Source organism: Sinomonas sp. R1AF57, from assembly GCF_002224485.1.
Lineage (GTDB): Bacteria > Actinomycetota > Actinomycetes > Actinomycetales > Micrococcaceae > Sinomonas > Sinomonas flava.
Genome location: NZ_CP022463.1, coordinates 2,015,849 through 2,028,749 on the forward strand (window position 1 = coordinate 2,015,849; position 12,901 = coordinate 2,028,749).

General features: G+C 71.8%; 10 protein-coding genes. 8 read left to right on the forward strand and 2 right to left on the reverse strand.

Annotated features, from left to right (window positions below; translation table 11 throughout):
* Positions 1-83 precede the first annotated feature (83 nt).
* The 4 genes from CGQ25_RS09285 (at position 84) to CGQ25_RS09300 (ending at position 6,608) form a co-directional block, all read left to right on the forward strand.
* Entirely contained in the window at positions 84-1,574 is a 1,491-nt protein-coding gene (locus CGQ25_RS09285; protein WP_208709062.1) for a malate:quinone oxidoreductase, read from the forward strand.
* An 85-nt stretch (positions 1,575-1,659) separates the two neighbouring features.
* Positions 1,660-4,857 (forward strand): efflux RND transporter permease subunit, encoded by a 3,198-nt coding sequence (locus tag CGQ25_RS09290; protein ID WP_208709064.1) that lies wholly within the window; start codon positions 1,660-1,662, stop codon positions 4,855-4,857.
* A 129-nt stretch (positions 4,858-4,986) separates the two neighbouring features.
* Positions 4,987-6,129, forward strand: coding sequence for a CE1758 family FMN-dependent luciferase-like monooxygenase (locus tag CGQ25_RS09295; protein WP_208709066.1), 1,143 nt, complete (start codon positions 4,987-4,989; stop codon positions 6,127-6,129).
* A 5-nt stretch (positions 6,130-6,134) separates the two neighbouring features.
* Positions 6,135-6,608, forward strand: a complete 474-nt coding sequence (locus tag CGQ25_RS09300; RefSeq protein WP_369802328.1) for a MarR family winged helix-turn-helix transcriptional regulator — start codon at positions 6,135-6,137, stop codon at positions 6,606-6,608.
* Between the two features lie 421 nt (positions 6,609-7,029).
* Here the strand turns inward: CGQ25_RS09300 and CGQ25_RS09305 are convergent, their stop codons facing one another.
* Both CGQ25_RS09305 and CGQ25_RS09310 read right to left on the reverse strand, forming a co-directional pair.
* Entirely contained in the window at positions 7,030-7,833 is an 804-nt protein-coding gene (locus CGQ25_RS09305; RefSeq protein WP_208709068.1) for a transglutaminase family protein, read from the reverse strand.
* A 15-nt stretch (positions 7,834-7,848) separates the two neighbouring features.
* A complete protein-coding gene (locus tag CGQ25_RS09310) occupies positions 7,849-8,691 on the reverse strand; it encodes a hypothetical protein (RefSeq protein WP_208709070.1) in 843 nt (280 codons plus the stop codon).
* A gap of 41 nt (positions 8,692-8,732) precedes the next feature.
* Between CGQ25_RS09310 and CGQ25_RS09315 the strand changes: the two genes are divergently transcribed.
* The 4 genes from CGQ25_RS09315 (at position 8,733) to aspA (ending at position 12,891) form a co-directional block, all read left to right on the forward strand.
* The gene (locus tag CGQ25_RS09315; protein ID WP_208709072.1) at positions 8,733-9,473 is read left to right on the forward strand and encodes a DUF1684 domain-containing protein; all 741 of its coding nucleotides are present in this window, start codon (positions 8,733-8,735) and stop codon (positions 9,471-9,473) included.
* Positions 9,474-9,558: 85 nt separating this feature from the next.
* A complete protein-coding gene (locus CGQ25_RS09320) occupies positions 9,559-10,284 on the forward strand; it encodes a FadR/GntR family transcriptional regulator (RefSeq protein WP_369802207.1) in 726 nt (241 codons plus the stop codon).
* A 53-nt stretch (positions 10,285-10,337) separates the two neighbouring features.
* Positions 10,338-11,438: an asparaginase gene (locus CGQ25_RS09325; RefSeq protein WP_208709076.1), complete on the forward strand. Its 1,101-nt coding sequence runs from the start codon at positions 10,338-10,340 to the stop codon at positions 11,436-11,438.
* A 31-nt stretch (positions 11,439-11,469) separates the two neighbouring features.
* Positions 11,470-12,891, forward strand: a complete 1,422-nt coding sequence (gene aspA / locus CGQ25_RS09330; RefSeq protein ID WP_208709078.1) for an aspartate ammonia-lyase — start codon at positions 11,470-11,472, stop codon at positions 12,889-12,891.
* Positions 12,892-12,901 lie beyond the last annotated feature (10 nt).

The following is a 12,901-nucleotide window of genomic DNA, read 5'->3' on the forward strand; positions in this document are numbered from 1 at the left end:
TGACTAAGGCGCACCGAAGGATTTAGCGAACAGCGCAGACGAGGGATATTCTGCCTCTGGTCCATTTGCGCAGGGAGACATCCGTGACCTTCATTTCCACTACCCGATCTGCCGACGTCGTTCTGATCGGCGGAGGCATCATGAGCGCCACCCTCGGCGCTTTCCTCAAGAAGCTGGAACCGAGCTGGAGCATTGTGCTCTTCGAGCGCCTCGACGAGGTGGGGCTCGAGAGCTCGGGTCCCTGGAACAACGCCGGCACCGGCCACGCGGCCTACTGCGAGCTCAACTACACGCCGCAGGCCAAGGACGGCTCCGTCAACCCGGCGAAGGCGCTCAGCATCAACGAGGGCTACCAGCTGTCGCGGCAGTTCTGGTCCCACCTGGTGAACGACGGCAGCATCGGCGATCCGTCGTCCTTCATCCACACCGTGCCCCACATGAGCTTCGTCATCGGCGACGCGCACTCGGACTTCCTGCGCACCCGCTACGAGGCCCTGAGCAAGCACACACTCTTCTCGTCGATGCAGTACAGCGAGGACCCGGCGACCATCGCCGAGTGGGCCCCCCTGGTCATGAACGGCCGAGGCGAGGGCCGTGTCGCTGCGACCCGCGTCCCGGAGGGCACCGACGTCGACTTCGGACGGCTCAGCCGCGAACTCGTGACGTTCCTCGAGAACAGCGGAGTCGAGGTCAACTACGGCACCGACGTCACCAACCTCGAGCGTTCCCGCGGCGGGTGGAGCGTGGCGACCAAGCACCTCGCCTCGGGCGAGCGCGGCGGGATCCATGCGAAGTTCGTGTTCGTGGGCGCCGGCGGGGGTGCCCTGCACCTCCTGCAGGCCTCCGGGATCCCGGAGAGCAAGGGCTACGGCGGCTTCCCGGTCTCGGGCCAGTTCCTGCGCAGCACCGACGAGAGCGTTGCCCTCCAGCACAACGCCAAGGTCTACGGCCAGGCGTCCGTCGGCGCGCCGCCCATGTCCGTCCCGCACCTCGACACGCGCTACGTCAACGGCCAGCGCTCGCTGCTGTTCGGCCCGTACGCCGGGTTCTCGACGAACTTCCTCAAGAACGGCTCGCTCTGGGACCTGCCGCTGTCCATCCGGCCCAGCAACATCATCCCGATGCTCGCGGTGGCCAAGGACAACATGGACCTCACGGCCTACCTGGTCAAGGAAGTCGCCAAGAGCCGCGAGTCCAAGATCGGAGCGCTGCGGGAGTACTTCCCGGAGGCGTCGTCCGAGGGCTGGGAGCTGATCACGGCAGGCCAGCGCGTCCAGATCATCAAGAAGGACTCCGCCAAGGGCGGCGTGCTCCAGTTCGGCACCGAGGTGATCACCGCGCGCGACGGCTCCATCGGCGCCCTGCTCGGGGCCTCCCCGGGCGCCTCGACCGCCGTGCCGATCATGCTCGAGCTCATGCAGCGCTGCTTCCCGAAGAGCTTCAAGGGCTGGGAGCCCAAGATGCGCGAGATGATGCCCGGCTACGGCGTCAAGCTCGACGAGCACCCCGAGCTCGCAGCGGAGGTCGCGGCCAGCACCGCTGCCGCGCTGCAGCTCGCGGCGCCCGCCAAGTAGCCTCGCCCGACGGCCCGCGTCCCCCTTCGGGGCGCGGGCCGTTGAGCACCCATTCGTTCCGCCCACCCGACACGAAGAGGCCCCCATGTTCCGCCTCGCTACGCTCTCCATGGCGAACAGGGCCCTCATCGCCCTGATCACGGTCTTCGCCTCCGTATTCGGCGTCATCACGGCCGGCAGCCTCAAGCAGGAGCTCATCCCGTCGATCGAGTTCCCCCAGCTCACGGTGGTGTCCTCGATGCCGGGCGCCTCCCCGGAAGTGGTCGACAGGCAGGTGGGCCAGCCGCTCGAACGGGCCCTCCAGGCGGTCGAGGGACTCGAGAGCTCCGCCTCGACCTCCCGCACCGGGGTGTCGACCATCCGGCTGTCCTTCGCCTACGGCACGAACCTCGACCGGGCGCGCAACCAGGTGGACCGCGCGATCTCGACCGTGAAGCGGCAGCTGCCCTCCGACGTCGACCCGCAGCCGGTGGCGGGAAGCATCTCCGACTTCCCGATCGTGTTCCTGGCGGCCTCCTCCGACAAGTCCCTGAGCGAGCTTAACAGCCAGCTCGCCGAAGTGGCGGTGCCGAAGATACAGAAAATCGCGGGCGTCCGCGGTGCCGACGTCACGGGCGGCGCGACCCGCCACCTCCAGATCACCCCGAACCCTGCCGCCCTGGCTGCCCGGGGCGTCGACGCGGGCGCCATCCGGACGGCGTTGCAGAACAACGGCGCGCTCACACCGATCGGCACGGTCCAGGGCGACGGCAAGACCCTCTCCCTCCAGGCGGGCAGCCCGCTCGACTCCCCAGACGCCGTCGCCGGCCTCCCGCTCACGGGGGCCAAGACCCCGACGGTGATCCGCGACGTCGCCGCCGTGGCCCTCGAGGACGACCCCGCGACCTCGATCACGAGGACCGACGGCAAGCCCACCCTCGCGATCTCCGTGACGAAGAAGCCCGAGGGCGACGCCGTGGCCATCTCCCACGCGGTGCGCGACCTGATCCCCCAGCTCGAGGCGGAGCTCGGCTCGAACGCGCGCCTCACGACCGTCTTCGACCAGGCGCCGTTCATCGAGAAGTCCATCAAGGATCTGACCACGGAGGGCCTGCTCGGGCTCGGCTTCGCGGTGCTCGTGATCCTCGTCTTCCTGCTCTCGGTCCGCTCGACGCTCGTCACGGCGGTCTCGATCCCGCTGTCGCTGCTCATCACGTTCATCGGGCTCTACGCGACCAAGTACTCGCTGAACCTGCTCACCCTCGGCGCGCTCACGATCGCGATCGGCCGCGTCGTGGACGACTCCATCGTGGTCATCGAGAACATCAAGCGGCACCTGGGGTACGGAGAGGAGAAGACGACGGCGATCCTCGCCGGGGTGCGCGAGGTTGCCGGGGCCGTCACGGCCTCCACGCTGACGACCGTGGCCGTGTTCCTCCCGATCGCCTTCGTGGGCAGCCTTGCCGGCGAGCTGTTCCGGCCGTTCGCGCTCACCATCACGATCGCGCTGCTCGCCTCGCTCGCGGTCTCGCTCACGATCGTCCCCGTGCTCGCCTACTGGTTCCTCGGCTACCGTCCCGCGGCGGCCACGAGTGCCGTCGAGGCGCGGGCCGAGGCCCAGGAGAAGGAGAAGTCCTCGGTCCTGCAGCGCGGCTACCTCCCGATCCTCCGCACGACCCAACGGCACCCCGTGATCACGCTCGTCGCGGGCGTGCTCGTGCTCGTGGGCACCTTCGCCATGACGCCGCTCCTGCAGACCAACCTCCTCTCCGGCACCGGGGAGAACTCCTTCACCGTGCGCCAGACGATGCCGCCCGGGACGAGCCTCGAGGCCACGGGAGCGGCGGCAGAGCGCGTCGAGGGCCTCCTGCGCGGCACCGACGGCATCCAGACGGTCCAGTCCACGGTCGGCAACTCGACCACCGGCTTCGGCGCCTTCCTCTCGGCGGGTGCCTCGAGCGCCACCTTCACGGTCATCACCGACGAGTCCCGCAACCAGGAGGCCCTCCAGAACCAGGTGCGCGACGCCGTCGGGCGCCTCGACGGCGTCGGCAAGGTGACGGTGGGGAGCCAGCAGGGCGGGTTCGGGACGTCGTCGACCGTGGACGTGACCGTCAAGGCCCCCGACGCCGAATCGCTCTCCGCGGCCAACGATGAGGTGCTCAAGGCCCTCGCGGATGTGCCCGGCGCCACCGACGTGACGAGCAACCTCGCCGCCGGTCAGCCGGTCGTCCAGGTGAGGGTGGACAGGGCCAAGGCGGCCGCGGCCAACCTCAACGAGCAGCAGGTCGCCGGCGCCCTTGCTGCCACCGCAAGCCCCGTGCCCGCCGGAACCATCCGCTTCGGCACCACTGACTACCCGGTGCGGATCGGCCGGGGGACGCCGTTCGCGAGCGTCGACGCGGTGAGGAACCTGCCGATCCCCGGGGCGCCGGGCGGCCTGACGCTCGGGGCCATCGCCACGGTCGAGCAGACGGATGTGCCGGTGACCGTCACGAGCACGTCCGGCCAGCGCACCGCGACCGTCTCGGTCTCGCCGAAGGACACGAACCTGGGCACCGTCAGCGCCGAGGTGCAGCGCCGGATCTCGGGGCTGAGCCTCGAGCGCGGCGCGACGGCGAGCGTCGGCGGGGCGAGCGCCCAGCAGGCCGAGTCGTTCCGGCAGCTCGGGCTCGCGCTGCTCGCCGCGATCGCGATCGTGTACGTGATCATGGTGGCCGCGTTCAAGAGCCTCGTCCAGCCGCTCATCCTCCTCGTCTCGATCCCGTTCGCCGCCACGGGCGCGATCGCGGCGCTGCTCCTGGCCCGGATCCCCCTGGGCCTTCCGGGCCTCATCGGCATGCTCATGCTGGTCGGCATCGTGGTGACGAACGCCATCGTGCTCATAGACCTGATCAACCAGTACCGCAGGTCCGGGCTGGGCAGGCCCGCGCTGGACCTCGCCGAGGCGATCGAGCGGGGCGCGCGCCAGCGGCTGCGGCCCATCCTCATGACGGCCCTCGCGACGGTCTTCGCGCTGACGCCGATGGCGCTCGGGCTCACCGGGGGCGGAGGGTTCATCGCCCAGCCGCTCGCCGTCGTCGTGATCGGCGGGCTCGTGTCCTCGACCGCGCTGACGCTGGTGCTCGTCCCCGTGCTCTACCGGCTGGTCGAGGGACGGCTCGAGCGCCGTCGCCTGCTCCGCGACCTCAGGCGGGCCCCTGCCGCGCCCGACGCCGCGGCGCCCTCCCCCGCTGCCCCGGGCGGCGACTGGACCACGGGCCAGGTCCCCAAGGTGTCCGGGAGGCGGGCCGCCGAAGGCTGACGCTGACCGCGGGGCCGGCGGCGCGCCGACGTCGGCCCGGGGAATGAATGGGCACCGGAACCGGTTCAGATAGATGCAAACGCATATATCTTGCTAGACTGGCTGGCACCCGAGGAAAGGTCTCCCCCCATGCAGTTCGGAATCTTCAGCGTCGGCGACGTCACGCTCGACCCCACGACTGGCCACATGCCCACCGAAGGCGAGCGCATCCAGGCCATCGTGAAGATCGCCAAGCACGCCGAGGAGGTGGGCCTCGACGTCTTCGCCACGGGCGAGCACCACAACCCGCCGTTCTACCCGAGCTCGCCCACGACGCTCCTCGCGTACATCGGCGCGCAGACCGAGAACCTCATCCTCTCCACGACCACGACCCTGATCACGACCAATGACCCGGTGAAGATCGCCGAGGACTTCGGCATGCTCCAGCACCTCGTGGGGGGCCGCACGGACCTCGTGCTGGGCCGCGGCAACACGGCGCCGGTATACCCGTGGTTCGGCAAGAACCCGCAGGACGCGCTCGAGCTCACCATCGAGAACTACGCCCTCCTGCGCCGGCTGTGGGACGAGGAGACCGTCACGTGGAGCGGCAAGTTCCGCACGCCGCTGCACAACTTCACCGTGACTCCCCGGCCGCTCGACGAGGTTGCGCCCTTCGTGTGGCACGGCTCGATCAGGACGCCGCAGATCGCCGAGCTCGCCGCGTACTACGGCGACGGCTTCTTCGCCAACAACATCTTCTGGCCGAAGGAGCACTACATCCGGCTCATCAACCTCTACCGTGAGCGCTACGAGCACTACGGCCACGGCAAGGCCCACCAGGCGATCGTCGGCCTGGGCGGACAGTTCTTCATGCGCAAGAACTCCCAGGACGCCAAGCGCGAGTTCCGCCCCTACTTCGACAACGCCCCCGTGTACGGGCACGGCCCCTCCATGGAGGACTTCACGGCCCAGACGCCGCTGACCGTCGGGAGCCCGACGGAGTTCCTCGAGAAGACGCTGGCCTTCCGCGACTACTTCGGGGACTACCAGCGCCAGCTCTTCCTCATCGACCACGCCGGCCTCCCGCTCAAGACGGTCCTGGAGCAGCTCGACCTCCTCGGAGAGGTGCTCCCGGAGCTGAAGGCCGGCTTCGCGCAGGGCCGTCCCGCCGACGTCCCCGAAGCCCCCACGCACGCCGCCCGGGTCGCCGCCAGGCTCGCGCGGGACGCTGCGTCCGACGACGGCGCCGCGCCGGAGGGGGCGACCGCAGCAGCGCCGGGCTCGCCTTCGTGACCGCAGTGCCGGACCCGGGCGACCGGACCCCGACGGTGCGCGAGGCTGCCGAGGCCTGGGAGGCGCTGTTCCGTGCCCAGGTCGCCGTCATGAGGCGCCTCGCGCGCGATCCCGCGTTCGGGAGCCTTGACATCAAGGAGTACGACGTCCTCTTCACCCTCAGCAAGTGCCCTGCGGGCGGGCTGCGGCTCAACGAGCTCAACGACCATGTGCTGCTCGCGCAGTCGAGCCTCTCGCGGCTCGTGGAACGGCTCGTGAAGCAGGGACTCGTCGCCCGGGAGGCGGCGCCCGGCGACGGGCGCGGCGTCGTCGTGCGGCTCACCGCGGAGGGCGAGAGGGTCCAGCGCGAGATCGGCCGCGCTCACGTCCGGGAGATCGCGCGGATCTTCGGCGACGCGCTCACTCCCGGCGAGCTCTCCGAGCTCCAGGACCTGTCCACGCGGCTCCGCTCCCGCGTCGTGGAGAACCACCCGCTCTGACGCCGGCCTCCCCGCGCCTCCTCCCCTTTCGGGTACGCCAAGTCGCGCCCGGCGCCGTTTCGGGTACGCCAAGTCGCGCCTCGTCCCGTTTCGGGTACGCCAATTCGCGCCCAGCGCCGTTTCGGGTACGCCGGCGACTTCCGGGTCGTGGCTGCGAGGGCTCGTCCGAGACGGCTTGTTGCGGGCGAGATCGCCAGGAGGCATCTCACCTGCAGCAGGGCGCCTCGCGGGGGTCCGGAGGGCGTCTCATGTGCGCTGAGGCGCCTCCCCTTCCGCCTCCCGCGCACGACGCCGCGCGCCGCCACCGCCGGGTTCGCACCCGCCGTCGTGCGTACCCGAAACGGCGAGGGGCGAAAAAGCCGTACCCGAAACGCCCAGAAGGCGAAACACCCGTACCCGAAACGGCAAGGGAGGCGGGGGCTCAGGCGAGGCGCAGGAGGCGGTGGGGGTCCTCGTCGGGGAGGGCGTCGGCCTCGGCGGTGACGGTGAGGCGCTTGAGGGTGAGGCGCCCCCCGACGGTCGAGAGGAACGCCGTGTCCGAGGAGTCCCGCCCGGCCGTGATGCGCAGCATCGACCCGCGCGGAGCGAGCCCGGTGGGGTCGATGACGTGCCACGCGCCGTCGACGTAGGCCTCCGCCACGGCGTGGAAGTCCATCGGCTTCAGCCCCGGGGCGTAGACGGCGGCAATCCGGGCGGGGAGGTCCTTCGCGCGCAGCAGCGCGACAGCGAGATGCGCGAAGTCGCGGCACACCCCGCGCCGGTGCAGGAGCGTCTCGACAGCCCCGTCCGTGCCCCGTGAGGACCCGCTCACGTACGCCAGCTGGCCGTGGACCCACTCGCGCACGGCCTGGACGAGCTCCGCCCCGCCGAGGGAGCCGAACTGCGCGTACGAGGTCGGCAGGAGCCGGTCGCTCTCGGCGTAGCGGCTGGGCCGGACGTACCGGATCAGCTCGATCTCGTCGGCGGGCTCGGGCTCGCCGCTGCCGACCACAACCGCACGGTACTCGACCTCGACCTCCGCCGGCTCGTCGAGCTCCAGGACGTGGAAGCGGCCGCCGTGCCCGTCCAGCAGCTCACGCGGGGCGACCGGCTCCCCGCCCGACGTGATGACGAGTTCCTCCTCCAGCGACTCGTAGCCCGGGTTGCGGGCGACCGCGATGGCCATGGCAAGCTTGGTCCGCGCCGCTGTGGTGAACGAGAGACGGGCGCCGACAGTACGCTGCATGGGGCTCCAGGGAGACTAGTTCTTCGGGGTGAACTTCAGCGACATGACCATGCGCTGGGCGTCGGCGAACTTCGCGGACGTGTGCACGTAGTCCGACGCCTGAGCAAGGCTATCGAAAGATGCCAGCGGCGCAACTCTGGCGCTGGGCGCGGGCGCGGTCACCTCGGTGACGTCCGCGAAGGAGTACCCGCCGACACCCGGCGGTCCCGGCACGACGTTCACGAGCTCGCAAGCCTTCCCGTCCTGCGCCGCGGTGGCCACACCGGTCAGGCCGAACGACCCGAAGAACTTGTACCCCTGGATGACGCGGAACACGAAGCGCGGCGTGATCACGCCGGGCCCGTCCGTGAAGGGAAGGTCGACCGGGACGCTGTTGAGGACGGTGTAGGACCGGGCATTCGCGGAGTCGCAGGGAGCGGGCGAGGGCAGCGGAAGGCCCGTCTTGAGCGCGGCGACGAACGCGCCGTCGGCCGTCTTGACCTCGATGTTGAGCGCGCCGGCGGAGGCTCCCTCGGCAGGCGCGGCAGTCTGCACGATCCACTGGGCCGGCAGGTCGAAGCTGAGCGTCTTGCCCGGGTCGGTGTACGTCTTCCACTCCGCGCTCGTGGCAGCGGGCGACGGCGTGGCCCCACCGGAGCCGGAAGCGGACGCCGAGCCGCTGGGGGTGCTCGCCGCGCCTGTGGAGGCGGACGCCGTCGCGCCCGGCGAGGACGACCCGTCCGAGGCCGAGGGGCCGCCCGAGGCCGACGTGGCGCCGGTCCACACGGGCCCGGTCGAGCCGCCGCCGCACGCGGTGACGCCGCACGTCGTGACAAGGAGCACTGATGCCATCAGGAGTGCCGGGGCGAGGCGTGCCATGGAACCACCCTAGCGAAGGCGGTCCGGGGTACTGTGGCGCCATGCGCGAACACGCGGACGACGGCGCGGCCGACGAAGTGGAGTGGGACGAGTCCGAGGCCGCCCTCGACCTCCCGCCGCACGCCGTGGCCGACTGGCGCCTGAGAATGTTCTCCCTCTACGAGCGCGTGCGCGCCGCGGCGACGCCCCGCGACGGCCACGCGCTGTGGCGCAGCGGCAGGGACCGGCTGATGGGCACGCACCCCGCGTCCCCGCTCCTGCCGCACGAGAGGGCCTCGTTCGCTGGCCTCCGCGTGGCCCCCTACGACCCTGCGTTCCGGTTCGAGGTCCCGCTCCTGCCCCTCGGGCGCGGGCAGGAGCGGCCGGTCCGGACCGGCACGGACGGCATCGTGCCCTTCGTGCGGATCGGCACGTTCGACCTGCCCGGCCTCGGCAGCCTCGCGGCCTGGCGGCACGCCGGCTACGGCGGCGGGGTCTTCGTGCCGTTCCGGGATGCGACGGCCGGCCGTGCAGGCGGTTCCTACGGCGCGGGCCGCTACCTCGTCGACACGATCAAGGGCGCGTTCCTCGGGGCCCGGGACGCCGTGGACGCCACACACGACTGCGGCACCCACCCGGCGCCGGAGCCCCACCTGCCGCTGTACGTGCTGGACTTCAACTTCGCGTACAACCCGAGCTGCGCCTACAACGAGGCCTGGGCGTGCCCCCTGCCCGGCCCCGAGAACCGTCTGCCCGCGGAGGTCCCGGTGGGCGAGCTGTACCCGTCCCTGACGCGGGGATAGGCCCCGCCGGGCCTCCCCGCGGGCCCGGCCTCGTCGCGGGCCCACGGCTTGACAGCCCTCTGTGACGTCTGCCATAGTTCTGGACGTGAACCTGTCCGACAGCCCGACACCTCGACAGCTGGACCAGCCCGGGGCCACGCGCCGGCCCCTCGCCCGGCTCAGCGCGGCCGAGGCGGTCCTGGCCGACCTCCGCGGCGAGATCGAAGCCGGCGGGGTCCCGGTCGGGAGCAAGCTGCCCTCCGAGGCGGCGCTCGCCGCCCGCTACGGGGTGAGCCGCTCGGTGGTGCGCGAGGCACTGCGCTCCTGTGCCGCCCTCGGGCTCACGCAGACCCACACCGGGCGGGGGACGTTCGTCGTCTCCCCCCGCGCGTCCGGCGACCTCGTCCTGGGGCGCTACTCGGCGCGTGACCTGACCGAGGCCCGTCCGCACATCGAGGTCCCCGCGGCCGCCCTGGCCGCCCGGCGCCACACCCAGGAGGACGTCTCCGCCCTCAAGGGCATCATCGAGGAGATGTCCGTCGAGGACGACCCCGCTGCGTGGGTGGCTCTCGACGCCTCGTTCCACGGGCTGATTGCCCGGGCCAGCGGCAACAAGGTCTTCGAGAGCGTCGTCGCGGAACTCCGCGAGGCGCTCGCCCACCAGTCCGAGACCCTCAACCTCGTGGCCCACGACCGCCAGCGGGCCTCCGACATCGAGCACCGCGCGATCGTCGCCGCCATCGAGGCGGGGTCCGCGGAGCTCGCGAGCGCGGCGATGGCCGAGCACCTCGCCGCAGTCGACCGCGCCCTCGGGACGCTCATCGGCCGCTGAGCCGACCCGGCCCTGCATCCGCCCACCACGACACCGGAAGAGACCCTCCCTCCATGCGCAGCCCTGCCCTGACCATGCCCGCGGCCGAGACCGACGAGGAGAACCCCACGGCCTCCGCGGGGGCCCCGGTCCTGCCGGCGCTTCCGGCGCACGTCCCGCTCGCCGCTCAGGTGCGCGGTGGCGTCGTCGAGGGGGTTCACTACGGGAGTGTCGCGGCGACGGAGGCGGACGGGTCACTCGTCTTCGCGGCCGGGGCGTCCACGGTCCCGTTCTTCCCCCGGTCCGCACTCAAGCCGCTCCAGGCCGTCGCCCTCGTCCGGGCGGGCCTCCGCGTCAGGGACGCGCTGCTGGCGCTCGCCGCCGCGAGCCACAGCGGCTCCGCGGCCCACCGCGGCGGCGCCCTCGAGATCCTGCGGCAGCACGGGCTCACCGCCGAGGCGCTGCGCAACACGCGTGACCTCCCCTACGGAGCCGCCGAGCGCGAGGACTGGCTCCGCAGCGGCGGCAGGGCCGACCGGATCTGCCAGAACTGCTCGGGCAAGCACGCCGCCATGGCGGCCGTGTGCAAGCTCAACGGCTGGGACGCCGACACCTACCTCGACCCCCAGCACCCCCTCCAGCTCCTCGTCGCGGAGACCATCGCCGAGCTCACCGGCGAGACGCCGGCCGCGTGGACCACCGACGGCTGCGGCACGCCGCTGCCCGCCCTCACCCTCGCGGGGATGGCCCGCGCGTACGGGCGCCTCGCCGCAGCGGGTGCCGCGGCCCCCACGCACGACGGCGACGACGCGCACCCGGGTGCCGAGGCCGCCGTCGCCCGCGCCATGACCCAGCACCCCGAGATGGTGGCCGGCGAGGGCCGCGACGTCACCGCCCTCATGCGCGCCCTGCCCGGTGCGGTCGCGAAGGACGGCTTCGAGGGCGTCCAGCTCGTCGGCCTGCCGGACGGGCGGGCGGTGGCGGTCAAGGTCTCCGACGGCGGCGACCGGGCCCGCATGCCCATCACCGTCCGCGCCCTGTCGACGCTGGGCGTCCCCGAGGCGGCCCCCGCGGGCGCGCTCGAGGCCCTGGCAGCCCAGCCGGTCCTCGGAGGGGGGCGCCGCGTCGGCGAGCTTGTCGCGCTCGAGGCGGCCTTCCCGGCATCGGCACTCTGACCCCTCCCACACCAGAACCCGAAAGGCACCCATGACCTCGACCACCCTTGCCCCCTCCGCGGGAGTGCGGTCCGAGCACGACCTCCTCGGAGACCGCGACGTCCCCGCGGACGCGTACTGGGGCGTGCACACCCTCCGCGCCGTGGAGAACTTCCCCATCACCGGCCAGCCGCTCTCCCGCAACGGCCACCTCGTGCGCGGCCTCGCGGCCGTCAAGCTCGCCGCCGCACGCGCCAACCGCGAGCTCGGCCTCCTCGACTCCGAGCGCGGCGACGCGATCGAGGCGGCCTGCCGGGAGATCCTGGACGGGCGGCTCGCGGAGCAGTTCGTCGTCGACGTCATCCAGGGCGGCGCGGGCACGTCGTCGAACATGAACGCCAACGAGGTGATCGCGAACCGCGCCCTCGAGCTGCTGGGGCGCGAGAAGGGCGACTACGCCGCGCTGCACCCGAACGACCATGTGAACCTGAGCCAGTCCACCAACGACGTCTACCCCACGGCGGTGCGCGTCGCGACGGTGGCCGGGATCGAGGAGCTCCTGGCCGCGCTGCACCGGCTCGAGTCGGCCTTCGCCGAGAAGGCGGCGGAGTTCCGGACGGTCGTGAAGATGGGGCGCACCCAGCTGCAGGACGCCGTGCCCATGACCTTGGGCCAGGAGTTCGGCACCTACGCCGTGACGATCGGCGAGGACCGCGAGCGCCTGCGGGACGCCTCGGCCCTCATCCACGAGATCAACCTGGGCGCCACGGCGATCGGCACCGGCCTCAACGCCCCCGCGGGCTACGCCGAGGCGGCATGCCGCCACCTCGCCGACGTCACCGGGCTGCCGCTCGTGACCTCCCCCGACCTGATCGAGGCCACCCAGGACATGGGCGCGTTCGTGCACCTCTCCGGGGTGCTGAAGCGCGTCGCGGTCAAGCTGTCGAAGATCTGCAACGACCTCCGTCTCCTCTCCTCGGGCCCGCGGGCCGGGCTCGCCGAGATCACCCTCCCGGCCGTCCAGTCCGGGTCCTCGATCATGCCGGGCAAGATCAACCCGGTCATCCCCGAAGTGGTCAACCAGGTGGCGTTCGAGGTCATCGGCAACGACGTCACGATCACCCTCGCGGCCGAGGGCGGCCAGCTCCAGCTCAACGCGTTCGAACCCGTCATCGTGCACAGCCTCCACAAGAGCATCACGCATCTCGCGGCTGCGTGCGGCACCCTCACCGATCGCTGCGTGCGGGGCATCACGGCCAACGCGGAACGCCTGCGCGAGGGCGTCGAGCAGTCCATCGGCCTCGTCACCGCCCTGAACCCCCACGTGGGCTACGCGGCGGCGACCCAGATCGCGCAGGAGGCCCTCGCGAGCGGACGCGGCGTCGCCGAACTCGTCCTCGAGCGCGGCCTCCTCACCGCCGAGCGGCTGGAGGAGCTCCTGCAGCCTGAGCGGCTCGCGAACCTCACCGCCTAGCTCGGCAACG

Excerpts from the sequence above, each read along its gene's own strand:
- CGQ25_RS09290 (WP_208709064.1), top strand. The coding sequence starts at position 1,660 with ATGTTCCGCCTCGCTACGCTCTCCATGGCGAACAGGGCCCTCATCGCC.
- CGQ25_RS09295 (WP_208709066.1), top strand. The coding sequence starts at position 4,987 with ATGCAGTTCGGAATCTTCAGCGTCGGCGACGTCACGCTCGACCCCACG.
- CGQ25_RS09305 (WP_208709068.1), bottom strand. The coding sequence starts at position 7,833 with ATGCAGCGTACTGTCGGCGCCCGTCTCTCGTTCACCACAGCGGCGCGG.
- CGQ25_RS09310 (WP_208709070.1), bottom strand. The coding sequence starts at position 8,691 with ATGGCACGCCTCGCCCCGGCACTCCTGATGGCATCAGTGCTCCTTGTC.
- CGQ25_RS09315 (WP_208709072.1), top strand. The coding sequence starts at position 8,733 with ATGCGCGAACACGCGGACGACGGCGCGGCCGACGAAGTGGAGTGGGAC.
- CGQ25_RS09325 (WP_208709076.1), top strand. The coding sequence starts at position 10,338 with ATGCGCAGCCCTGCCCTGACCATGCCCGCGGCCGAGACCGACGAGGAG.
- aspA (WP_208709078.1), top strand. The coding sequence starts at position 11,470 with ATGACCTCGACCACCCTTGCCCCCTCCGCGGGAGTGCGGTCCGAGCAC.